20 protein-coding genes are annotated in these 22107 nt (G+C 59.2%); 14 read left to right on the top strand and 6 right to left on the bottom strand.

Annotation, left to right across the window (positions count from 1 at the left end):
• Nucleotides 1-128 precede the first annotated feature (128 nt).
• The 3 genes from D8U73_RS24000 to ccsA all read right to left on the bottom strand — a co-directional run bounded on the left by D8U73_RS24000 (nucleotide 129) and on the right by ccsA (nucleotide 3680).
• Nucleotides 129-1442 carry an MFS transporter gene (locus D8U73_RS24000; RefSeq protein WP_056853629.1) on the bottom strand — a complete coding sequence of 438 codons (1314 nt, stop codon included), beginning with the start codon at nucleotides 1440-1442 and terminating at the stop codon, nucleotides 129-131.
• Between the two features lie 168 nt (nucleotides 1443-1610).
• Complete coding sequence (locus D8U73_RS23995) at nucleotides 1611-2855, bottom strand: transporter associated domain-containing protein (RefSeq protein WP_130905952.1); 1245 nt, start codon at nucleotides 2853-2855, stop codon at nucleotides 1611-1613.
• Between the two features lie 12 nt (nucleotides 2856-2867).
• On the bottom strand, nucleotides 2868-3680 hold the full coding sequence (ccsA, locus tag D8U73_RS23990) for a cytochrome c biogenesis protein CcsA (protein WP_056853627.1): 813 nt from the start codon (nucleotides 3678-3680) through the stop codon (nucleotides 2868-2870).
• A 210-nt stretch (nucleotides 3681-3890) separates the two neighbouring features.
• Between ccsA and ffh the strand changes: the two genes are divergently transcribed.
• From ffh to D8U73_RS23935, 11 genes are all read left to right on the top strand, one after another.
• Entirely contained in the window at nucleotides 3891-5267 is a 1377-nt protein-coding gene (gene ffh, locus D8U73_RS23985; RefSeq protein ID WP_056853626.1) for a signal recognition particle protein, read from the top strand.
• 296 nt (nucleotides 5268-5563) lie between these two features.
• On the top strand, nucleotides 5564-5815 hold the full coding sequence (gene rpsP / locus D8U73_RS23980; protein ID WP_003198088.1) for a 30S ribosomal protein S16: 252 nt from the start codon (nucleotides 5564-5566) through the stop codon (nucleotides 5813-5815).
• Nucleotides 5816-5820: 5 nt separating this feature from the next.
• Nucleotides 5821-6357 carry a ribosome maturation factor RimM gene (rimM, locus tag D8U73_RS23975; RefSeq protein ID WP_007972729.1) on the top strand — a complete coding sequence of 179 codons (537 nt, stop codon included), beginning with the start codon at nucleotides 5821-5823 and terminating at the stop codon, nucleotides 6355-6357.
• A gap of 2 nt (nucleotides 6358-6359) precedes the next feature.
• Complete coding sequence (gene trmD, locus D8U73_RS23970) at nucleotides 6360-7112, top strand: tRNA (guanosine(37)-N1)-methyltransferase TrmD (protein WP_077046481.1); 753 nt, start codon at nucleotides 6360-6362, stop codon at nucleotides 7110-7112.
• Between the two features lie 45 nt (nucleotides 7113-7157).
• A complete protein-coding gene (rplS, locus tag D8U73_RS23965; RefSeq protein WP_003175895.1) occupies nucleotides 7158-7508 on the top strand; it encodes a 50S ribosomal protein L19 in 351 nt (116 codons plus the stop codon).
• A 99-nt stretch (nucleotides 7509-7607) separates the two neighbouring features.
• Nucleotides 7608-8504, top strand: coding sequence for a site-specific tyrosine recombinase XerD (xerD, locus tag D8U73_RS23960; protein ID WP_056853624.1), 897 nt, complete (start codon nucleotides 7608-7610; stop codon nucleotides 8502-8504).
• A 318-nt stretch (nucleotides 8505-8822) separates the two neighbouring features.
• A complete protein-coding gene (gene dsbC / locus D8U73_RS23955; protein ID WP_056853623.1) occupies nucleotides 8823-9554 on the top strand; it encodes a bifunctional protein-disulfide isomerase/oxidoreductase DsbC in 732 nt (243 codons plus the stop codon).
• Nucleotides 9555-9687: 133 nt separating this feature from the next.
• A complete protein-coding gene (locus tag D8U73_RS23950; protein WP_056853659.1) occupies nucleotides 9688-10992 on the top strand; it encodes a homoserine dehydrogenase in 1305 nt (434 codons plus the stop codon).
• Nucleotides 10993-11060: 68 nt separating this feature from the next.
• Nucleotides 11061-12470 (top strand): threonine synthase, encoded by a 1410-nt coding sequence (gene thrC, locus D8U73_RS23945; RefSeq protein WP_056853622.1) that lies wholly within the window; start codon nucleotides 11061-11063, stop codon nucleotides 12468-12470.
• A 119-nt stretch (nucleotides 12471-12589) separates the two neighbouring features.
• Nucleotides 12590-13936 carry a transporter substrate-binding domain-containing protein gene (locus D8U73_RS23940; RefSeq protein ID WP_130905951.1) on the top strand — a complete coding sequence of 449 codons (1347 nt, stop codon included), beginning with the start codon at nucleotides 12590-12592 and terminating at the stop codon, nucleotides 13934-13936.
• A 152-nt stretch (nucleotides 13937-14088) separates the two neighbouring features.
• The gene (locus tag D8U73_RS23935) at nucleotides 14089-14376 is read left to right on the top strand and encodes a DUF3509 domain-containing protein (protein ID WP_130905950.1); all 288 of its coding nucleotides are present in this window, start codon (nucleotides 14089-14091) and stop codon (nucleotides 14374-14376) included.
• A gap of 169 nt (nucleotides 14377-14545) precedes the next feature.
• Here the strand turns inward: D8U73_RS23935 and D8U73_RS23930 are convergent, their stop codons facing one another.
• Both D8U73_RS23930 and D8U73_RS23925 read right to left on the bottom strand, forming a co-directional pair.
• Nucleotides 14546-15514, bottom strand: coding sequence for a TIGR02285 family protein (locus D8U73_RS23930; RefSeq protein WP_056853619.1), 969 nt, complete (start codon nucleotides 15512-15514; stop codon nucleotides 14546-14548).
• Entirely contained in the window at nucleotides 15468-16667 is a 1200-nt protein-coding gene (locus D8U73_RS23925; RefSeq protein WP_056853618.1) for a CaiB/BaiF CoA-transferase family protein, read from the bottom strand. The genes D8U73_RS23930 and D8U73_RS23925 overlap by 47 nt, the downstream gene beginning before the upstream one ends.
• A gap of 148 nt (nucleotides 16668-16815) precedes the next feature.
• Here D8U73_RS23925 and D8U73_RS23920 point away from each other — a divergent pair, with 148 nt between their 5' ends.
• The 3 genes from D8U73_RS23920 to D8U73_RS23910 all read left to right on the top strand — a co-directional run bounded on the left by D8U73_RS23920 (nucleotide 16816) and on the right by D8U73_RS23910 (nucleotide 20494).
• Nucleotides 16816-17358 carry a YaeQ family protein gene (locus D8U73_RS23920; protein ID WP_130905949.1) on the top strand — a complete coding sequence of 181 codons (543 nt, stop codon included), beginning with the start codon at nucleotides 16816-16818 and terminating at the stop codon, nucleotides 17356-17358.
• A 52-nt stretch (nucleotides 17359-17410) separates the two neighbouring features.
• Nucleotides 17411-19120 carry a single-stranded-DNA-specific exonuclease RecJ gene (gene recJ, locus D8U73_RS23915; protein ID WP_130905948.1) on the top strand — a complete coding sequence of 570 codons (1710 nt, stop codon included), beginning with the start codon at nucleotides 17411-17413 and terminating at the stop codon, nucleotides 19118-19120.
• Nucleotides 19121-19387: 267 nt separating this feature from the next.
• A complete protein-coding gene (locus D8U73_RS23910) occupies nucleotides 19388-20494 on the top strand; it encodes an NADH:flavin oxidoreductase/NADH oxidase (RefSeq protein WP_130905947.1) in 1107 nt (368 codons plus the stop codon).
• A gap of 67 nt (nucleotides 20495-20561) precedes the next feature.
• Here the strand turns inward: D8U73_RS23910 and glpD are convergent, their stop codons facing one another.
• Nucleotides 20562-22100, bottom strand: a complete 1539-nt coding sequence (glpD, locus tag D8U73_RS23905) for a glycerol-3-phosphate dehydrogenase (protein ID WP_130905946.1) — start codon at nucleotides 22098-22100, stop codon at nucleotides 20562-20564.
• Nucleotides 22101-22107: the final 7 nt, after the last annotated feature.

The raw sequence follows: 22107 nt of genomic DNA, 5'->3' as shown, positions 1-22107 counted from the left end.
TTTTTAGCGAAAAACATCTCGCGAAAGCTTGACCGTGAACAGAGTATCTACAGGGTTATAGGTCGTGCCGTTATTCCATGATCGACACTGACCTTGTAGGAGCGAGGCTTGCCCGCGAAAGCAATCCGTCAGGCGACCCGATTCAAATCGTTATGCCGTGTTTCCTTCAGGCACAGTACGGCGATCAAGCTCAGCACCGCTGCGCCGGACACATAACCGCCGACATAGCTCAAGCCACCCATAGCTACCAGTTTCTGCGCAAAGAACGGCGCCGCCGAGGCACCGACAATACCGCCCAGGTTGTAGGCGGCAGAGGCGCCGGTATAACGCACGTGAGTTGGAAACAGCTCCGGCAGCAGTGCACCCATCGGCGCAAACGTCACGCCCATCAGGAACAGCTCAATGCACAGGAAGAGTGCCACGCCCCAGGTCGAGCCTTGGGTCAGCAGCGGTTCCATCAAAAAGCCCGACAAAATTGCCAGCACGCCGCCGATGATCAGCACCGGTTTACGTCCGTAGCGGTCGCTGGCCCAGGCGGACAGTGGAGTAGCCGCCGCCATGAATAACACGGCGAAGCACAGCAAGCCGAGGAAGGTTTCACGGCTGTAGCCCAGCGTCGCGACGCCATAACTCAAGGAAAACACCGTCGAGATATAAAACAGTGCGTAACACACCACCATCGCACCGGCACCCAGCAAGACAGGCACCCAGTATTGGCTGAACAGCTCGACCAGCGGGATTTTTACCCGTTCCTGGCGGGCCACGGCGTTGGCAAAGACCGGCGTTTCATGAAGCTTGAGGCGCACGTACAGGCCCACCATCACCAGCGCGGCACTGAGCAGGAACGGAATCCGCCAGCCCCAGGAGCGGAACTGTTCATCGTCCAGCACCATGGCCAGGGTGAGAAACAGGCCGTTGGCCGCAAGAAAGCCAATGGAAGGGCCGAGCTGCGGAAACATGCCGAACCAGGCGCGTTTGCCCTTGGGGGCGTTCTCCGTGGCCAGCAGCGCCGCGCCGCCCCATTCCCCGCCCAACCCCAGGCCCTGGCCGAAACGCAGCACGCAAAGCAGGATTGGCGCCCAGGCGCCGATGCTGTCATAGCCGGGTAGCACGCCGATCAGCGTGGTACATACGCCCATCAGCAACAGCGAGGCCACCAGGGTGGATTTGCGTCCGATGCGGTCGCCGAAGTGGCCAAACAGCGCCGAGCCCAGCGGTCGTGCCAGAAACGCGATGCCGAACGTCAGGAAAGCCGAGAGCATCTGCGCCGTCCCGGACGTCTGCGGAAAGAATACCGGGCCGATCACCAGTGCGGCAGCAGTGGCATAAACGTAGAAGTCGTAGAACTCGATGGCGGTGCCGATGAAGCTCGCGGTGGCCACGCGGGTGGCGGAGTTCGTCGGTTGCGCGGGCGCGTGGTCGTAGGTTGTGCTGGTCGTCATGCGGTTATCCCTGACAGTCATGTGCCCCAGTGGAGCGAATTATTATGGTTGAACACCCAGGGATGTGGGTTTGCAGCAGAGTGCGGGTAGCACAGCGTAGCGGGGGGCTTGGGTAAGCGCCTCGATTATAGGAAGGTGGCTAACGATTCAACAAGGGGGCAAGAATGCTCAGCCTGCCGTGGCCGCGACGGGCGCCGGGCCGGTATGCCAGATCAATACCCGAGTGACGCGGTTGTCTTCGGTCTCGAGGATTTCCAGGCGATAACGACCGATTTTCAGGCATACCGCGCTCTCGGGAATGGTTTCCAGCGCCTCGGTCACCAGCCCGTTAAGGGTTTTCGGGCCATCGCATGGCAGGTGCCAGCCGAGGCTCTTGTTGAGGTCGCGTATCGATGCGGCGCCATCGATCACCAGGCGGCCGTCGGCCTGGGGGTGAATGTGCGGGTTGTCCAGGCTTTGCTGGCTTTCGAACTCGCCGACGATTTCTTCGAGAATGTCTTCCAGGGTCACGATGCCAAGCACCTCGCCGTACTCGTCGACGACCATGCCAAGCCGACGCTGCTGCTTGTGGAAATTCAGCAGTTGCAGTTGCAGCGGAGTGCTTTCCGGTACGAAGTACGGTTCGCGACTGGCCGCCATCAGCGCGTCCAGTGTCAGGCTGTTGTCGGCCAGCAGATGGCCGATTTGCCGAGTGTTGAGCACGGCTTCAACCTGATTGATGTCGCTGTGAAACACCGGCAGGCGCGTGCGGGTGTTGTTGCGCAGTTGTTCGATGATTTCTTCGATCGGGTCATCGAGGTTGATCCCGTCGACTTCGCTGCGCGGCACCAGAATGTCGTTGACCGTGATGTTGTCCAGCGCATGGATGCCGGGCAGCGGATGTGGCCGGTGGACGGCGGGTTCGCGGTCATCGTGTTGGGCGTGTGGTGCCTCGTCTTCGCTCTGTTGCACGACCTTGACCTTGCGGGCCAGTGGACGAATCAACAGTTTGGCGATGGCATCAAGCAACCAGGCAGCGGGGTAAACCATTTTCAGCGGGACGCGCAGCAAGCTGTTGCCAAAGGCGAGGATGGCATCCGGATGGCGGGCGGCAACGGCACGGGGCAAATAGTCGGCAAGCACCAGAAGAATGGCGCCCGCACCGAGGCACGCGATCCATGGACCGTTCTGCGCCCAGGTGAAAATCGCCAGCAAGGTGCAAATGACCACGACCAGCGCGCGACACAGGGTATTGCAGAAGATCAGGCTGACGAGCGGGAAGCTCAGCCTGGCCGGTGGCTTGTCGCTCGAGCGCGAAGCGATGCGTTTGGCCAGCAGATATTGATGTGCGGCTTCAATGGCGGAAAACAGTCCCGACCATAAAACCAGCAGAGCCACTACAGCGAGCATTGGCCCTAAGGGCAAGTCGTCCATTAATGCCGCCCGTTAGATATGCAGGATGTATTCACGGACCAGCTTGCTGCCGAAATACGCCAGCATCAACAGGCAGAATCCGGCAAGGGTCCAGCGAATGGCCTTGTGTCCGCGCCAGCCGAGGCGATTGCGCCCCCAGAGCAGCACGCTGAAGACGATCCAGGCCAGGCAGGCCAGCAAGGTCTTGTGCACCAGGTGTTGGGCGAACAGGTTGTCGACGAACAGCCATCCGGAAATCAACGACATCGACAGCAGAGTCCAGCCGGCCCAGAGGAAGCCGAACAGCAGGCTTTCCATGGTCTGCAGCGGCGGGAAGTTCTTGATCAGCCCGGACGGATGCTTGTGCTTGAGCTGATGGTCCTGGACCAGCAGCAACAGCGACTGGAATACCGCGATAGTGAACATGCCGTAGGCGAGGATCGACAGCAGGATATGGGCAAGGATGCCCGGTTCTTCGTCGATGATCTGTACCGTGCCGGCGGGAGCGAACTGCGCCAGGAGCACGGTCAGCGCGCCGAGGGGAAACAGTAAGACCAGCAGGTTCTCCACGGGGATTCGCGAGCAGGCCAGCAAAGTCAGGGCGATGACTGCGGCGGCAATCAGGCTGGCGGCACTGAAGAAATCCAGGCCCAGGCCGATCGGCGTCAGCAGGTGGGTCACCAGGCTGGCGCCATGGGCCAGCACCGCGAGTACGCCGAGCGTGACCAGCAGGCGCTTGTTGGCCTTGGCGCAGTTGGCCAGGCGGGTGCCCTGATAGATAGTCGCAGCGGCATATAAACAGGCGGCGGCGAGGGTGGTAAGCAAACTGGGTGACAAGGGGAGCATAAGTCCTGTTAGGCAAGCCCGAAAGGCGCTGAGTTTGGCATAGAACCCACGCGGCACGAAAGACCAGACAAGCTGACGGCGAGGTGTCCGCCGACCGCAGTCTTCGCTATAATCCGCGACCTGCCCACGCCGCAGGCTCGCCGAGCACAGTTTTAGTCCGGTCCGGGCCGCCATTATCCCGGTCTACACAGGGCCTGAAAGGATCGCGCAATGTTTGAAAACTTAACCGACCGTCTCTCGCAGACGCTGCGCCATGTCACCGGCAAGGCCAAGCTGACTGAAGACAACATCAAAGACACCCTGCGCGAAGTGCGCATGGCGCTGCTCGAAGCCGACGTCGCCCTGCCAGTGGTCAAGGACTTCGTCAATTCGGTCAAGGAGCGCGCTGTCGGCACCGAGGTGTCGCGCAGCCTGACGCCGGGCCAGGCCTTCGTGAAAATCGTCCAGGCCGAACTCGAAAGCCTGATGGGCGCAGCCAACGAAGATTTGAACCTCAGCGCCGTGCCGCCAGCGGTCATCCTGATGGCCGGTTTGCAGGGCGCGGGTAAAACCACCACCGCCGGCAAGCTCGCGCGCTTCCTGAAGGAGCGCAAGAAGAAGTCGGTCATGGTCGTGTCTGCGGACGTTTACCGTCCAGCGGCGATCAAACAGCTGGAAATGCTCGCCGGTGAAGTGGGCGTGACCTTCTTCCCGTCCGACCTGAGCCAGAAGCCGGTCGAGATCGCGCAAGCGGCTATTAAGGAAGCAAAGCTCAAATTCATCGACGTGGTCATCGTCGATACCGCCGGTCGCCTGCACATCGATGAAGAGATGATGGGCGAGATCAAGGCGTTGCATGCCGCGATCAACCCGGTTGAAACCCTGTTCGTGGTCGACGCCATGACCGGTCAGGACGCCGCCAACACGGCCAAGGCCTTCGGCGATGCACTGCCGCTGACCGGTGTGATCCTGACCAAGGTCGACGGCGACGCCCGTGGCGGTGCTGCGCTGTCGGTTCGCGCCATCACCGGCAAGCCGATCAAGTTCATCGGTATGGGCGAGAAGAGCGAAGCGCTCGATCCGTTCCATCCTGAGCGTATCGCTTCGCGCATCCTCGGCATGGGCGACGTGCTCAGCCTGATCGAGCAGGCGGAAGCGACCCTCGACAAGGACAAGGCCGACAAGCTGGCCAAGAAGCTGAAGAAGGGCAAGGGTTTCGACCTCGAAGACTTCCGCGATCAGCTGCAACAAATGAAGAACATGGGTGGCCTCGGCGGCCTCATGGACAAACTGCCGAACATGGGCGGTGTGAACCTGGCGCAAATGGGCAATGCCCAGAGTGCGGCAGAGAAGCAATTCAAGCAGATGGAAGCCATCATCAACTCCATGACCCCGGCCGAGCGCCGTGACCCTGAGCTGATCAGCGGTTCGCGCAAACGCCGTATCGCCATGGGTTCCGGCACCCAGGTGCAGGACATCGGACGCTTGATCAAGCAGCACAAGCAGATGCAGAAGATGATGAAGAAATTCTCTGCGAAAGGCGGAATGGCCAAGATGATGCGCGGCATGGGCGGTATGTTGCCCGGCGGCGGCATGCCGAAAATTTAGTGCCCTGTCACGCCAATACTGCTCAATATTGGCGTAACAGGGCACCAGAATCCGCGCCGGTCATCGCACCGGCGCAGACCCGCACGGAAGCGGGATCTACAGCAAACCCGCGCTTGGCGGGAGCTGACCGGCCGTTTTCAACGACGGCTCTATAGCAAATCTGCATGGCGTCCGATAGGCCGCCGGAAAAAGTCATTTGCAAAAGTCCGGATATTCCTTAGAATATGCGGCCTTTCGGGCACCCATGCCCGCTGTGCCTTTAGATTTGCAGCACCGACTACAGGAACGATGTTCACATGCTAACAATCCGTCTTGCCCTTGGCGGCTCCAAAAAGCGCCCGTTTTACCACTTGACCGTAACCGACAGCCGCAACCCGCGCGACGGCTCGCACAAGGAACAGGTTGGTTTCTTCAACCCTGTTGCTCGTGGTCAAGAAGTTCGTCTGTCCGTGAACCAAGAGCGCGTAGCCTACTGGCTGAGCGTTGGTGCACAACCTTCTGAGCGCGTTGCTCAGTTGTTGAAGGAATCTGCCAAGGCTGCGGCCTGAGCAATATGAACGCGACGCCAGCTGTTGCTGATGATTTGATCGTTATCGGCAAGATTTATTCTGTTCACGGCGTTCGCGGCGAAGTGAAGGTGTATTCCTTTACTGATCCGATCAAGAACCTGCTGGATTACAAAACCTGGACGCTCAAGCGTGACGGCAATGTAAAGCAGGTAGAGCTGGTCAGCGGACGCGGGAACGACAAGTTCCTGGTCGCAAAGCTCAAGGGTCTGGATGATCGTGAAGAAGCTCGTCTTCTGGCCGGTTATGAGATCTGCGTGCCGCGCAACCTGTTCCCTGAACTGACCGACGGCGAGTACTACTGGTACCAGCTGGAAGGTCTCAAGGTCATCGACACCCTCGGGCAACTGTTCGGGAAGATCGATCACCTGCTGGAGACCGGCTCGAATGATGTAATGGTGGTCAAGCCTTGCGCTGGCAGCCTGGATGATCGCGAACGCCTGTTGCCCTATACCGAGCAATGCGTGTTGGCCGTCGACCTGGCAGCAGGCGAGATGAAGGTGGATTGGGACGCGGATTTCTAAGCGTGGCTAACTTGCGCGTAGAAGTGATCAGTTTGTTTCCCGAGATGTTCTCCGCCATCAGCGAGTACGGCATCACCAGTCGGGCGGTGAAACAGGGGCTGTTGCAGCTCACCTGTTGGAATCCGCGAGACTACACGACGGATCGACATCACACTGTGGATGATCGCCCATTTGGCGGTGGTCCGGGCATGGTGATGAAGATCAAGCCCCTGGAAGATGCTCTGGTTCAGGCCAAGGCAGCCGCCGGGGAGGGCGCGAAGGTGATTTACCTGTCGCCCCAAGGCCGTCAACTGACTCAGTCGGCGGTACGCGAGTTGGCGAATCTGGATGCATTGATCCTGATTGCCGGCCGCTATGAAGGCATTGACGAGCGTTTTATTGATGCTCATGTCGATGAAGAGTGGTCGATTGGCGACTATGTACTGTCTGGCGGCGAGCTGCCGGCGATGGTCCTGATCGATGCGGTTACACGACTGCTGCCTGGAGCTTTAGGGCATGCGGACTCCGCCGAGGAAGATTCCTTTACGGATGGTTTGCTGGATTGCCCGCACTACACCCGACCGGAGGTGTATGCGGATCAGCGTGTTCCCGACGTATTGCTAAGTGGCAATCACGCGCACATCCGGCGTTGGCGTTTACAGCAGTCCCTTGGTCGGACCTATGAACGACGCGCCGATCTTCTGGAAAGCCGCTCGCTTTCTGGAGAAGAGAAGAAGCTGCTCGAGGAATACATCCGCGAGCGGGACGATAGTTAACAACGTATCGATGGTAGATCCGACGATTTACCTTAGGAGCACAGCATGACTAACAAAATCATCCTTGCACTCGAAGCAGAGCAGATGACCAAAGAGATCCCTACCTTTGCCCCGGGCGACACCATTGTCGTTCAGGTGAAAGTGAAGGAAGGCGACCGTTCGCGTCTGCAAGCGTTCGAAGGTGTTGTTATCGCCAAGCGTAACCGCGGCGTAAACAGTGCATTCACCGTTCGTAAAATCTCCAACGGTGTTGGCGTAGAACGTACTTTCCAGACCTACAGCCCGCAAATCGACAGCATGGCCGTTAAACGTCGCGGTGACGTACGTAAAGCCAAGCTGTACTACCTGCGTGACCTGTCTGGTAAAGCAGCTCGCATCAAGGAAAAACTGGCTTAAGTCCAGCTTCCGATGCAGAAAAAAGCAGCCTACGGGCTGCTTTTTTGTTGCCTGCGATTTATCTTCCCTGACCGTACTGTCGGTCTTGCCTGAGCCTTTATGCCCGCCATCGATCATCCCCTGATAGACCAGTTCCTCGACGCCCTTTGGCTGGAGAAAGGTCTTTCCGATAACACCCGCGATGCCTATCGCAGTGACCTCGCGCTGTTCAACGGCTGGTTGCAGGAAAAGGGCCTGGAGCTGATCAACGCCGGGCGCGAGTTGATCCTCGACCACCTGGCCTGGCGCCTGGAGCAAAACTACAAGCCCCGTTCAACGGCAAGGTTTCTCTCTGGCGTGCGTGGCTTCTATCGCTATCTGCTGCGGGAAAAGTTGATCGCGGTCGATCCAACATTAAGGATCGACATGCCGCAACTTGGGCGACCGTTGCCCAAATCCTTGTCGGAAGCCGATGTGGAAGCCCTGCTGAAGGCCCCTGATTTGAGCGAAGCCATCGGCCAGCGTGACCGTGCCATGCTCGAAGTGCTCTACGCCTGCGGGCTGCGGGTCACGGAGCTGATCAGCCTGACACTGGAGCAGGTCAATTTGCGCCAAGGGGTCTTGCGTGTGATGGGCAAGGGCAGCAAGGAGCGGCTGGTGCCGATGGGCGAGGAAGCGATTGTCTGGGTCGAGCGCTACATGCGCGATGGCCGTGGCGAATTGCTTGGCGGGCGTCCCAGCGATGTGTTGTTTCCCAGCCAGCGCGGCGAGCAGATGACCCGTCAGACGTTCTGGCACCGCATCAAGCATCAGGCCAAAGTCGCCGGGATCGGCAAATCGCTGTCGCCGCACACCCTGCGTCATGCCTTCGCCACGCATCTGCTCAACCATGGTGCGGATTTGCGTGTGGTCCAGATGTTGCTGGGGCACAGTGATTTGTCGACAACGCAGATTTATACCCACGTCGCCCGGGCGCGATTGCAGGATTTGCACGCCAAGCACCATCCGCGCGGCTAAATACCGTTCCTGAAACTGAAATGCTTATCTGTGGCGAGGGGGTTTACCCCCGTTCGGCTGCGCAGAAACCGGTACTCACGGAGCAACTAATTTAACCCCGTGGCAGATTGTGGGGTTGCTGCGCAACCCAACGGGGGTAAACCCCCTCGCCACAATGAATATTGCCAAACAGGCATCGTAGGCTGTCCTGCGTCACCTGCATTCGGCCACCGTTGCCTTATGTGGTAGGCTTTGTCGGTTTGCACGATGGGCGGTTATGACCCGGTGTTTCGGCACGGGCGTTCTGATCGTCACATTTGTCCGCCTTCAGGAGTTCTCATGCGTCTGACCCAGATTTTCGCCGCCGCAGCCATTGCGTTGGTCAGCACCTTTGCCGTCGCCGATGACGCGGCCGACAAAGCCATTCGTAAAAGTCTGGAAAACCTCCAGCTCGAAGTACCGGTAGAAACCATCACCGCCAGTCCGTTGCCGGGTTTGTATGAAGTCAAACTCAAGGGCAGCCGCGTGCTGTATGCCAGTGCCGACGGGCAATATGTCGTTCAGGGCTACATGTTCCAGCTCAAGGACGGCAAGCCCGTCAACCTGACCGAAAAGACCGAACGCCTGGGCATTTCCAAACTGGTCAATGAAATCCCGGTCGCTGAAACCGTGGTGTACCCGGCCATCGGCGAAACCAAATCGCACATCACCGTGTTCACCGACACCACTTGCCCCTACTGCCACAAGCTGCACGCCGAAATCCCGGAGTTGAACAAGCGCGGAATCGAAGTGCGTTACGTAGCGTTCCCGCGTCAGGGGCTGGGCTCGCCGGGTGATGAGCAATTGCAGGCGGTGTGGTGCTCCAAAGACAAGAAAGCGGCCATGGACAAAATGGTCGACGGCAAGGAAATCAAGGCCGCCAAGTGCGATAACCCGGTTGCCAAACAGTTCGCCCTCGGTCAGTCGATTGGCGTGAACGGTACACCGGCCATCGTTTTGGCCGATGGTCAGGTCATTCCGGGCTACCAGCCTGCGCCACAAGTCGCCAAACTGGCGCTGGGCGCGAAGTAAATTCGCATCGTCACGGTCAGCCATTGACGATCATGGTCCGGCAGCAACATCGCCGGGCCATTAATAGAGAGCCGCGAACATGCGGCTGTTTTCACGGCCGGCCTCGAGTCGGCCGTTTTATGGGGAGTTCACAGTGAAACCGGTCAAAGTAGGCATCTGTGGGTTAGGGACCGTCGGTGGCGGTACCTTCAACGTACTTCAGCGCAACGCCGAGGAAATCTCTCGTCGTGCCGGGCGTGGGATCGAAGTGGCACAAATTGCCATGCGCACGCCAAAGCCTCAGTTCCAAACGACCGGTATTGCGATTACCAACGATGTCTTCGAAGTGGCCACGAACCCTGAGATCGACATCGTGATAGAGCTGATGGGCGGCTATACCGTTGCCCGCGAGCTGGTACTCAAGGCCATCGAGAATGGCAAGCATGTGGTCACCGCGAACAAGGCGCTCATCGCCGTTCACGGTAATGAAATTTTCGCCAAGGCACGCGAGAAGGGCGTGATTGTTGCGTTTGAAGCAGCCGTGGCGGGTGGCATTCCAGTCATCAAAGCGATCCGTGAAGGCTTGTCCGCCAACCGCATCAACTGGGTGGCCGGGATCATCAACGGCACCGGCAACTTCATTCTCACCGAGATGCGCGAGAAAGGCCGGACCTTCGAAGACGTGTTGGCCGAAGCGCAAGCCCTGGGCTATGCCGAAGCCGACCCGACCTTTGACGTTGAAGGCATCGATGCGGCGCACAAGCTGACGATTCTGGCTTCGATTGCATTCGGCATTCCGCTGCAATTCGACAAGGCTTACACCGAAGGCATCACCAAACTGACCACCGCCGACGTCAACTACGCCGAAGCGCTGGGTTATCGCATCAAGCATCTGGGGGTGGCGCGCAGCACCGCATCCGGTATTGAACTGCGCGTGCACCCGACGCTGATCCCGGCCGATCGCCTGATCGCCAACGTCAACGGCGTAATGAACGCGGTGATGGTCAACGGAGACGCCGCCGGTTCGACCCTGTTCTACGGCGCCGGCGCCGGCATGGAACCGACCGCTTCGTCGGTGATCGCCGACCTGGTGGACGTGGTTCGCGCCATGACCTCCGACCCGGAAAACCGCGTACCGCACCTGGCTTTCCAGCCGGACTCGTTGTCCGCTCACCCGATCCTGCCGATCGAATCCTGCGAAAGCGCTTACTACTTGCGCATCCAGGCCAAGGACCATCCGGGCGTATTGGCCCAGGTGGCAAGCATCCTCTCTGAGCGGGGGATCAACATCGAGTCGATCATGCAGAAGGAAGCCGAAGAGCACGACGGTCTGGTGCCGATGATCCTGCTGACCCACCGAGTGGTGGAACAGCGCATCAACGATGCCATCGCAGCTTTGGAAGCCCTGGCGGGCGTGGTCGGTCCGGTTGTACGGATCCGTGTCGAGCACCTGAACTAAGCCGTTATCGTTTACCGGGCGCCGTGTCGGGCGCCCGGCATTGCGAACACTGTCCATTGGAGTCAGTCATGCGTTACATCAGTACCCGCGGCCAGGCACCGGCCCTGAATTTCGAAGACGTCCTGCTGGCAGGTCTTGCCACCGACGGCGGTCTGTACGTCCCGGAAAACCTGCCACGTTTTACCCAGGAAGAAATCGCTTCCTGGGCCGGCCTGCCGTATCACGAGCTGGCTTTCCGGGTCATGCGCCCGTTCGTCACCGGCAGCATTCCCGATGCCGATTTCAAAAAGATTCTTGAAGAAACCTACGGTGTGTTCGCCCATAGCGCCGTCGCGCCGCTGCGTCAGCTGAACGGCAACGAATGGGTGCTGGAGCTGTTCCACGGCCCGACCCTGGCGTTCAAGGATTTCGCCCTGCAACTGCTGGGTCGTTTGCTCGATTACGTGCTGGAAAAGCGCGGCGAGCGTGTGGTGATCGTCGGTGCCACCTCCGGTGATACCGGTTCGGCCGCCATCGAAGGTTGCAAGCACTGCGAAAACGTCGACATCTTTATCCTGCACCCGCACAACCGTGTGTCCGAAGTGCAACGTCGACAGATGACCACGATCTTCGGTGAGAACATCCACAACATCGCCATCGAAGGCAACTTCGATGACTGCCAGGAAATGGTCAAGGCGAGTTTCGCCGACCAGAGCTTCCTCAAGGGCACTCGCCTGGTGGCGGTGAACTCGATCAACTGGGCGCGGATCATGGCCCAGATCGTTTACTACTTCCACGCAGCCCTGCAGTTGGGCGGCCCGGCGCGCTCGGTGTCGTTCTCGGTGCCGACCGGGAACTTCGGCGACATTTTCGCCGGTTACCTGGCGCGCAACATGGGCCTGCCGATCAATCAATTGATCGTCGCCACCAATCGCAACGACATCCTGCACCGCTTCATGAGCGGCAACCAGTACGTCAAGGAAACCCTGCACGCCACCCTGTCGCCGTCGATGGACATCATGGTGTCATCGAACTTCGAACGCCTGCTGTTCGATCTGCACGGTCGCAACGGCGCGGCGATTGCCGGTCTGATGGACAGTTTCAAGCAAGGTGGTGGTTTCAGCGTCGAGCAGGAGCGCTGGACCGAAGCCCGCAAACTGTTCGACTCGCTGGCCGTGGATGACGCACAAACCTGCGAAACCATCGCCGAAGTTTACGAGCAAACCGGCGAAGTGCTGGATCCGCATACGGCGATCGGCGTCAAGGCAGCACGCGAATGCCGTCGCAGCCTGGATATCCCGATGGTGATTCTGGGCACGGCGCATCCGGTCAAGTTTCCGGATGCGGTGGAGAAAGCCGGCGTAGGAAAAGCGCTGGAACTCCCTGTACATCTTTCTGATTTGTTTGAAAGAGATGAGCGTTGCACCGTGTTGCCGAACGAGCTGAAAGCCGTACAGGCCTTTGTCAGCCAGCATGGCAACCGCGGTAAGCCATTGTAACGGGCAAAACCTGTCACACATTGAAGCCCGTCCCTGACGGGCTTTCTCGTTTCTGCGTGCCACACTGCCGTCGAGATTCGCCCCTGAAGGACGGGTGAACTGAACACAAGGATGTGGCAATGCCGTGTTTCCATGAGTCAAAACCAGCGATGTGCTGGTTGTTTTTTATTGCGGCCCTGGGCTTTGCCCAGTGGGCCGTGGCGGCGCAAATGATGGCTTTTGAGTCGGACGTTGCAGCCGCCGCCCCGGTGCTCGCGCTGGATGCGCAGGAGCGCAAATACCTCGCTGAGCAGCGTCAGGTTGTCGTTGCGTTGACACAGTACCCGTTGTATCTGTTCAAGGACGAGCACGGCCATTGGAGCGGCTTCAACAACGATGTGCTGGAGCGCATCAGCACCCTGACAGGGCTGAAGTTCGTCTACGAAGAGACGTTCTCCTCCGACCAGTTGCTCCAGCGCCTGGAAAGTGGTGCAGCCGACATGAGCACGATGTTGTCCATGAACGACGAGCGCAGGGCATTCCTGGATTTCAGTCATGCGTACGGTGGCGCAAGCTGGGTGCTTATCGGTCATAGCGAAGCGCCCGCCGTGCAGTCGTTGGAGCAGTTGGCGAAAAAGGTCCTGGTGTTACCGACCCGACACGCGCTGGAAGCGGAGATTCGGCATGAGTATCCAGCCATCGAGCTGCGCTCGGTCAAGACCTACGCCGAGGCTCGGGCGTTGGTCGAAAGCGGCGAAGCCTACGCGACCATCGACACCGAAGTCGGCGCCCGACTCTATCCTTCGGGGCGGCTCAAGGTCGGCGCAGCGATAGAGGGCAAATGGGACGCTGATTACCTGGCTGTGCGCAAAGGCCAACCACAACTGTTGAGCATCCTCAACAAGGCGCTCGAAGCATTTTCACCAGCTGAGTTACGCGCGATTCGCCACAAATGGTTCGGAGCAACGGCACCCGTAGCGACGCCTTCGGCGTGGGAACGGCTGGATTGCTGGAGCGTTGTTGTTTGCAGCGTATTTGCACTGCTTTGCCTGGTCTGGAATCGTCGCCTCACGACACTGATCCAGCAGCGCCAGGATGCCGCGAACGACCTTCGCGATCAGTTGGCGTTCCAGCATACGTTGCTGGACGCTATGCCCGATCCGATGTTCGTTCGTGATCTGCAAGGGCGCCTGGTCATGTGCAACAAGAGTTACGAGGAGCATCTGGCGATACGCTTCGATCAGGCTCAGGGGCGCCAGCTCATCGAGCTCGACATCATGCCCAAAGCGACGGCCGAACTTCTGCATGCCGAGCTCATGGTTCAACTGAACACGCGCAAGCCATGCTTCAGCGAGCGGCAATTGCTCTTGCACAGTGGCCTCAAGGACGTCTATCAATGGACGGTGCCGTTCTACAGTGCGGACGGGCAATTGCGCGGTCTGTTGGGGGGCTGGAGTGATATCGGTCAACGGGGTCGACAGGCGTGACGGAGTTGTTTTCTCTCTGTCATCTTGGCCATGCATGCTCTGTCGATCAGGGACGCCGTTATGTCTTTCAGAACTTTCTTCCCGGGCCGGCGGTCATTTACTGTAGTGACGCCCCAGGCACTTTGTTTTCGGACTATTGAGTGGTGATCGAGATGGAAAGTATCAGTCTCTTGCTCGGTGAGGCTCTGAGCCCGTATCAAGTGACATTGACCCCGTCAGGTATTCAGGGTGAATTCCGTGTGACATTGAGGAACGCGATCGGTGAGATCGTGGTCGAGCGCAAGTTCAATCAGGCGCAGTTGAGCGACAAGCGCTTGCTGACCGATGTGGTCGACGGCTTGCATCGCGATGTGCTGATTGCTGAAGGACGCCTGGAGCCTTGTGTGATCGCGGCGCTGCGTAATGCCGCTCAGGACAAGCTGTTGGCCAGTCGAAATTGAATTGTCATTTGTGGGAACCTTCCTGCACCAAGGTCAGTCAGACCCATTAACAACAGGATCAAGCATTGTGCTCCGGTGCTTGTAGCTTGTTGCTACGGGTCTGATGCAGGCCACGTTTAACCCCGAGTCGTCTCCCCACTTCTCGGGGTTTCTTTTTGCCCGGCGTTTGTCAGTGCCCGGTCTGTTGCTCGAAAAATGTCCTGGAAGCCTCCAGGTATTCACTGCGACTTTCCGGGTCAAGCCAGGCCGCGTAGGCCTCGCTCAGATAGTCACGGGGCAGGGTACGCAACAGTTGGTTTATTTCGGTGATCGCCTTTCGACCCTGCGGCGTGTCGGTGCAGCCGATGTAACCGGACAAGTATTTACCGGTGTTGCGAATCGGGTAGAACTGCAATTCATTCTCCGCGATCCCTTGCTGCTGCGCCTGATAACGGATTTCCGGACGATAGCCCAGCAACAGCTGCAAGCGTCCCAGGCGTTGCATTTGCAAGAGGCTGCCCAATGCGTCGTTACCGTAATGGAGCGTCAAGGCCTTGGGCGGAGCCTGTTTGAGCAGCACGTCGAGGTACTCGCCGTAGTTGCGTTCGGCGACGATCCCCAGCGTCACGGTGCCGGTGGCCAGCAGGGCGGCCAGATCCACTTCTCCATCCTTGATGAATGGCGCCAGCACGTTGCGATCAACGCGGCGCACGGCCAGGCCATTGCTCATGGCGCGGAATACCGGGATGGAAAACGCGATCCAGGTTTCGCGTTCCTTGCTCCAGTTCAAAGCGGCATCACACGTGAGAGAGGGCTCGTGGAGCATCTGCAAGCCGCGCGCGCGATTGACCTTCATCACGCTGTGTTGGTACTGCGGCATGCCGGCGATCAGTTTCGTCAACAGTTGATCGATAATGCCCAGGCCTTTTTTCGGTCCTTCGAAAATGAACAGCGGTGGCAGGTCGCGTTTGAGCCAGATCAGCGTGTCTTTGGGTTGCGCCAACGCTGGCGGTGACGTAGCGCTAATCAACAGAACGCTCGCCACCGCACACAACGCCCGCCCGTTACGCCACAGGCAGTGCTTGAAGAGTTGCGCAAGCAGACGCTTGAGCTCAGATGGCTCCGTCTTTGCGCAGTTGTGCGATCTGCGACGCGTCATAGCCAAGTTCCTGGAGTACCTGCGCGTTGTGCTCGCCCAGTTGCGGCCCGACCCATTCACAATCACCGGGTGTGTCAGAGAGTTTCGGCACAATTCCCGGCATCTTGAAATCTTTGCCATCCGGCAGTTTGGCCTGCAGGAACATTTCCCGGGCGAGGTACTGCGGATCACTGAACATGTCTTCGGCGCTGAAGATTCGGCTGGCCGGTACGTCGGCCTGATTCAGCAGCTCAAGAATCCTGTCCAGCGGCAACGAATTGACCCAGCGATCGATGACGCCGTAGAGCTCGTCACGGCGGCTGTCACGCCCGTCGTTGCTGGCCAGCAACGGGTCGTTGGCCAGGTCTTCGCGACCCATGATCAGCATGAAACGCTTGAAGATCGCATCGCCGTTGGCGCCGATCTGTACGTGCTTGCCGTCGGCACTGGTATGGATCGAAGAGGGCGTGATGCCGGGCATGATGTTGCCGGTCCGTTCACGGATGAAACCGAACACGTCGAACTCCGGGACCATGCTTTCCATCATGGCGAAGATCGCTTCATACAGCGCTACATCAACCACCTGGCCCTGGCCGCCGTTGACCTCACGGTGCCGCAAAGCCATCAGCGCGCCGATCACGCCCCAGAGTGCGGCAATCGAGTCGCCAATGGATATGCCGGTGCGCACCGGTGGGCGATCTTCAAAACCGGTGATGTAGCGCAAACCGCCCATGGACTCGCCGACCGCACCAAACCCTGGTTGATCTTTCATCGGCCCGGTCTGGCCGAAGCCCGAGAGCCGCACCATTACCAGCTTCGGATTCAATGCATGCAGGATCTCCCAGCCCAGGCCAAGTTTTTCCAGGACGCCGGGGCGGAAGTTCTCGATGAGGATGTCCGCTTCGCCGAGCAGCTTTTTCAGAATCGCCAGGCCGTCGGGATGCTTGAGGTTCAGGGTCAGGGACTTTTTATTGCGTGCCTGCACAAACCACCACAGCGAAGTGCCCTCATACAACTTGCGCCATTTGCGTAACGGATCGCCGCCGTCCGGGGATTCGACCTTGATCACATCGGCGCCGAATTCAGCGCAAATGCGCGAAGCAAATGGCCCGGCAATCAACGTGCCCAATTCAACGACTTTCAGGCCCGAGAGCGGTTTGGCGGTCAACGACATACGTGATCCTGTAGGAAAAGGGGTTGAGCGAGTACAGAGTTTTAACATAGCCGACCGTCAGGCGCCCCAGGTAGATCGGCTTCTATTCGTTCAATGGTGGTCGCATCGGTTAGACTTGCCGCCTTTCCCCGTATCAAGAAGCCCGTTCATGGCCCAGCCGTCCACGACCTACAAGTTTGAACTGAACCTCACCGACCTCGACCGTAGCGTCTACGAGAGCGTCAAGCAGACCATCGCCCGGCATCCTTCGGAAACCGAAGAGCGCATGACTGTGCGCCTGCTGGCCTACGCACTCTGGTACAACGAGCAACTGTCTTTTGGCCGTGGTCTGTCAGAAGTGGATGAACCGGCCTTGTGGGAAAAAAGTCTGGATGACCGCGTCCTGCACTGGATCGAAGTCGGCCAGCCGGATGCCGAGCGCCTGATCTGGTGTTCGCGTCGCACCGAGCGCACCAGTCTGCTGGCTTACGGTAGCCTGCGCGTCTGGGAAGGCAAAGTGGTGCCGGCGGTGAAAAACCTGAAAAACGTCAACATCGCGGCCGTGCCTCAAGAAGTGCTGGAAACCTTGGCCAAAGACATGCCCCGCGTCATCAAGTGGGACGTAATGATCAGTGAAGGGACGATTTTCGTAACCGACGATCGCGGTCAACACGAAGTCCAGCTGACCTGGCTGCTGGGCGAACGCGGCTGAGGCTGCGCCATTCCCCAGATATCCCACATTCAAGAGAAGCACCTGTCACCCCATGCGTATCGAACCTCGCCTGTTGCCCGACACCTTGCCCTTCCTCGGTGATATTCCACCTTTGCTGACCCGCCTGTATGCGGCGCGGGGTGTGCAATCCGAAGCCGAACTGGACAAGAGCCTGGCGCGATTGATCCCGTTCCAGAAGCTCAAGGGTATCGAGGCGGCGGTGGATCTGTTGGTAGTCGCCCTCGAGCAACGTCAGCGGATCCTGATCGTCGGCGACTTTGACGCCGATGGCGCGACGGCCAGTACCGTGGGCACTTTGGGCCTGCGTTTGCTGGGTGCGGCGCATGTCGATTATCTGGTGCCCAATCGATTCGACTACGGCTACGGCCTGACGCCGGAAATCGTCGCGGTGGCACTGGAGCGCCAGCCGCATTTGTTGATCACGGTGGACAACGGCATCTCCAGTGTCGATGGCGTGGCGGCGGCGAAGAAGGCCGGGCTCAACGTGCTGGTCACCGATCACCATTTGCCCGGCGAGGAATTGCCGTTGGCCGATGCCATCGTCAATCCGAACCAGCCGGGATGCGAATTCCCAAGCAAGGCGCTGGCCGGTGTCGGGGTGATTTTTTATGTCCTGATGGCTTTGCGCGCGCGGTTGCGCGAACTCGGCTGGTACACGGACAAGCCGCAACCGAACATTGGCGAATTGCTGGATCTGGTGGCGCTGGGCAGTGTTGCCGACGTCGTACCGCTGGATGCCAACAACCGGATTCTGGTGCATCAGGGCCTCGAGCGGATTCGCGCAGGCCGTGCCCGGCCGGGCGTCAAGGCGATCCTGGAAGTGGCCAAGCGTGATCATGCGCGCATTACCTCGACCGACCTGGGCTTTATTGTCGGTCCGCGCCTGAACGCGGCAGGTCGTCTGGATGACATGAGTCTGGGCATCGAATGCCTGCTGACCGAAGACGCCGGCCTGGCCCGTGAAATGGCTGCCCAACTGGACGGCATGAACCAGGACCGCAAATCCATCGAACAGGGCATGCAGCGTGAAGCGCTGGCCCAGCTCAAGGACCTGCCGCTGGAATCGATGCCGTTCGGTTTGTGCCTGTTCGATCCTGAGTGGCACCAGGGCGTCATCGGTATCCTCGCGTCGCGCATGAAAGAACGCTATTTCCGTCCGACCATCGCTTTTGCCGATGCTGGCGATGGTCTGCTCAAGGGCTCGGGACGTTCGGTGCAGGGCTTTCACATCCGCGATGCACTGAGTGTGGTCGCGGCGCAGCATCCGAACCTGATTACCAAGTACGGCGGTCATGCGATGGCGGCGGGCCTTACGCTGGCGCAAGACAACTTTCCGTTGTTCGCCGAGGCGTTTGACGCTGAAGTCCGCCGGCAATTGCGTGAAGAAGACCTGACCGGGCGCCTGCTGTCGGACGGCACCCTGGCGGTCGAGGAGTTTCACCTGGAGCTTGCCCGGGCACTGCGCCATGCCGGGCCTTGGGGACAGCACTTTCCTGAGCCGCTGTTTCACGGGGTGTTTCAACTGGTGGAGCAGCGCGTGGTTGGCGAACGGCACCTCAAAGTGGTACTGAGGAGCGAGTGTGGTTCGGTCAAGCTCGACGGCATTGCCTTTGGCATCGACCGCGACGTCTGGCCGAATCCGACCATCAAGTGGGTCGAATTGGCTTACAAACTCGACGTCAACGAGTTTCGTGGAAACGAGACGGTTCAGTTGATGATTGCCCACATAGAACCGCGTTGACCCCTTCGCGGGCAAGCCTCGCTCCTACGGATTACCGAAATCTGTAGGCGCGAGGTTTGCCCGCGAAAGCGATCTTTCTGACTCGCAACCTTTCTGAACCCTCCCTCATCCCTCGATGTCGACTAGGCTCTAAGCACTGCTTGATTTTCCTTGTGACGTCTTGTCGAATTCTTTTGCCCGCGGGGGCGGGTGTTGTACCTTTTTCCTGTCACTCGTCGACTTTCAAACAGAACCCTGGAGCCTGACCACTGATTCGAGAGGTGCCCCATGAGTCTGCTGCTTGAACCCTATACCCTTCGCCAATTGACCCTGCTCAACCGCATTGCGGTGTCGCCAATGTGCCAGTATTCGAGCGTCGATGGTCTGGCCAATGATTGGCACCTGGTCCACCTCGGCAGCCGTGCCATCGGCGGGGCCGGGCTGGTGTTTACCGAAGCCACGGCGGTCACGGCCGACGGGCGGATTACCGCACAGGACCTTGGTCTGTGGAACGATGAGCAGATCGAGCCGCTGCAACGCATCACTCGCTTCATTGCCGCCCAGGGTGGTGTTGCGGGTATCCAGTTGGCCCATGCCGGTCGCAAGGCCAGCACCTGGCGCCCTTGGCTCGGCAAACATGGCAGCGTAAAACCTGAAGACGGTGGCTGGTTGCCGGTCGGGCCGTCGCCCATTGCTTTTGATCCTCAGCACACGCAACCCAAACAGCTTGACGATGGTGAAATCGCCGATGTGATTCAGGCCTTCGTCGATTCCGCCAAGCGCGCGTTGGCCGCCGGTTTCAAGGTGGTGGAAGTGCATGCGGCCCATGGTTATCTGTTGCATCAATTTCTCTCTCCGCTGAGTAATCAGCGGCGCGATCAATGGGGCGGCTCGTTCGAAAACCGCATTCGCCTGGTGTTGCAAGTCACCGAAGCCGTGCGCGCGGTGTGGCCGCAAGAGCTGCCGCTGTTTGTCCGGGTCTCGGCCACGGACTGGGTCGAGGATGGCTGGAACCCGGATGAAACCGTCGAGCTGGCGCGACGCCTGAAAACCCTGGGGGTCGATTTGATCGATGTTTCGTCGGGTGGCACGGCGGTCAACGCGGAAATTCCGACCGGCCCTGGTTATCAGACTCGCTTCGCGGAAAAGGTCCGCAAGGAAGCGGAAATCGCCACCGGCACTGTCGGCATGATTACCGAGCCGGCACAGGCCGAACACATTCTGCGCACCTGTCAGGCGGATATCATTTTCCTGGCCCGTGAGTTGTTGCGCGACCCGTACTGGCCGCTGCATGCGGACGACGATCTCGGGGGACGCAAGGCCATCTGGCCGGCGCAGTACCAACGGGCTACTCATCGTGATCAACCCATTCATGAATCTGATCTGCGTGAATGATTGCGCCGTTACGAAAAAAGCCCCTGAATCGTGAGATTCAGGGGCTTTCGTTTGATCGGGAAACCAATCAGGCCGCTTCGATCTTGCTGCGGTTTTGCTCGACCTTGTTCAGGTAGTCCTTGAGCTTGTCCTGTTCCTCCGGCGTGGTGAACAGGCCTAGCTTGCTGCGGCGCCACAGAATGTCATGGGCGGTGGTGGCCCATTCTTCGCTGCACAGGTAGTCAACTTCGCGGGTATAGAGACCCCCGCCGATGTGTTCGCCCAGATCGCCAAGGTCCTGCACCCCTTCGAGCATGCGCCAGGTCCGGCTGCCGTAGGTGGTGGCCCAGCGACGCGAGATTTCGGTCGGAACCCAGTCGAACCGGTCACGAATTTTCGAGCTCAACGCCTGCGGGGTCGTCATGTCTTCGCCGCCTGGCAGGGGCGAATCGGCGGTCCAGCTCGGTTTGATGTGCGAGAAGTACGGTGTCAATTGCGCCAATGCCGACTCGGCCAGTTTGCGGTACGTGGTCAGCTTGCCGCCGAATACCGACAGCAACGGGGCTTCTTCGCCGGAGCCCGACAGGGCGAGGGTGTAATCACGAGTCACCGCCGACGGGTTGTCCGATTCGTCGTTGCACAGCGGACGCACGCCGGAATAACTGTGCAGGATATCGTCCCGGCTGATCTGTTTTTTGAAGTGGGCGTTGACCACGTTCAACAGGTAATCGGTTTCGCCATCGGTGATTGCAACCGCGGCAGGGTCGCCGGTGTACTCGCGGTCGGTGGTGCCGATCAGGGTGAAGTGGTTCAGGTACGGAATGGTGAACACGATGCGCTGGTCTTCGTTTTGCAGAATGTGCGCATGTTCGCCTTCGTACAGCTTCGGCACGATCAGGTGGCTGCCCTGGATCAGACGGATGCCGTACGGCGATTCCATTTTCAGGTCATCACGAATGAACTTGGCGACCCAGGGGCCGGCCGCGTTCACCAGTGCCTTGGCACGAATCGAAAACAGGCTGCCGTCGGCGCGTTCCAGGTGCAGGTGCCACAGCCCCTTGGTGCGACGAGCGCTGACGCAACGGGTCTGAGTATGAACGTGGGCACCTTTTTCCCGGGCTTCCATGGCATTGAGCACCACCAGACGCGCATCGTCGACCCAGCAGTCGGAATACTCGAAGCCTTTGGTGATTTCGCTTTTCAGTGCGCTGTCCGCAGCAAACTTCAGGCTTTTCGAGCCCTGGAGTTGTTCGCGTTTACCGAGGTTGTCATACAGAAACAGCCCGGCGCGGATCATCCAGGCTGGACGCAGATGAGGGCGGTGCGGCAACACGAAGCGCATTTGCTTGACGATGTGCGGCGCCTTGGCCAGCAGCACTTCGCGCTCGGCCAATGCTTCGCGCACCAGACGAAATTCGTAATGTTCGAGGTAGCGCAGGCCGCCATGGATCAGCTTGCTGCTGGCTGACGATGTGTGGCTGGCCAAGTCATCCTTTTCGCAAAGGAACACTGACAGACCGCGGCCTGCGGCGTCCGCTGCGATCCCTACACCATTGATCCCGCCACCAATGACGGCGATATCGTAGACCTCGGCAAGAGGGGGCGTAGGCAAGGTGGAAGTGGGCATCGGCTAA

The sequence above is a fragment of the Pseudomonas sp. Sample_22 genome, assembly GCF_004307635.1.
GTDB lineage: Bacteria > Pseudomonadota > Gammaproteobacteria > Pseudomonadales > Pseudomonadaceae > Aquipseudomonas.
Note: the sequence above shows the minus strand (reverse complement) of the source record. Positions and strands in the feature narration are given on the sequence as shown.

Excerpts from the sequence above, each read along its gene's own strand:
- D8U73_RS24000 (WP_056853629.1), bottom strand. The coding sequence starts at position 1,442 with ATGACGACCAGCACAACCTACGACCACGCGCCCGCGCAACCGACGAAC.
- D8U73_RS23995 (WP_130905952.1), bottom strand. The coding sequence starts at position 2,855 with ATGGACGACTTGCCCTTAGGGCCAATGCTCGCTGTAGTGGCTCTGCTG.
- ccsA (WP_056853627.1), bottom strand. The coding sequence starts at position 3,680 with ATGCTCCCCTTGTCACCCAGTTTGCTTACCACCCTCGCCGCCGCCTGT.
- ffh (WP_056853626.1), top strand. The coding sequence starts at position 3,891 with ATGTTTGAAAACTTAACCGACCGTCTCTCGCAGACGCTGCGCCATGTC.
- rpsP (WP_003198088.1), top strand. The coding sequence starts at position 5,564 with ATGCTAACAATCCGTCTTGCCCTTGGCGGCTCCAAAAAGCGCCCGTTT.
- rimM (WP_007972729.1), top strand. The coding sequence starts at position 5,821 with ATGAACGCGACGCCAGCTGTTGCTGATGATTTGATCGTTATCGGCAAG.
- rplS (WP_003175895.1), top strand. The coding sequence starts at position 7,158 with ATGACTAACAAAATCATCCTTGCACTCGAAGCAGAGCAGATGACCAAA.
- xerD (WP_056853624.1), top strand. The coding sequence starts at position 7,608 with ATGCCCGCCATCGATCATCCCCTGATAGACCAGTTCCTCGACGCCCTT.
- dsbC (WP_056853623.1), top strand. The coding sequence starts at position 8,823 with ATGCGTCTGACCCAGATTTTCGCCGCCGCAGCCATTGCGTTGGTCAGC.
- thrC (WP_056853622.1), top strand. The coding sequence starts at position 11,061 with ATGCGTTACATCAGTACCCGCGGCCAGGCACCGGCCCTGAATTTCGAA.
- D8U73_RS23940 (WP_130905951.1), top strand. The coding sequence starts at position 12,590 with ATGCCGTGTTTCCATGAGTCAAAACCAGCGATGTGCTGGTTGTTTTTT.
- D8U73_RS23935 (WP_130905950.1), top strand. The coding sequence starts at position 14,089 with ATGGAAAGTATCAGTCTCTTGCTCGGTGAGGCTCTGAGCCCGTATCAA.
- D8U73_RS23930 (WP_056853619.1), bottom strand. The coding sequence starts at position 15,514 with ATGACGCGTCGCAGATCGCACAACTGCGCAAAGACGGAGCCATCTGAG.
- D8U73_RS23925 (WP_056853618.1), bottom strand. The coding sequence starts at position 16,667 with ATGTCGTTGACCGCCAAACCGCTCTCGGGCCTGAAAGTCGTTGAATTG.
- D8U73_RS23920 (WP_130905949.1), top strand. The coding sequence starts at position 16,816 with ATGGCCCAGCCGTCCACGACCTACAAGTTTGAACTGAACCTCACCGAC.
- recJ (WP_130905948.1), top strand. The coding sequence starts at position 17,411 with ATGCGTATCGAACCTCGCCTGTTGCCCGACACCTTGCCCTTCCTCGGT.
- D8U73_RS23910 (WP_130905947.1), top strand. The coding sequence starts at position 19,388 with ATGAGTCTGCTGCTTGAACCCTATACCCTTCGCCAATTGACCCTGCTC.
- glpD (WP_130905946.1), bottom strand. The coding sequence starts at position 22,100 with ATGCCCACTTCCACCTTGCCTACGCCCCCTCTTGCCGAGGTCTACGAT.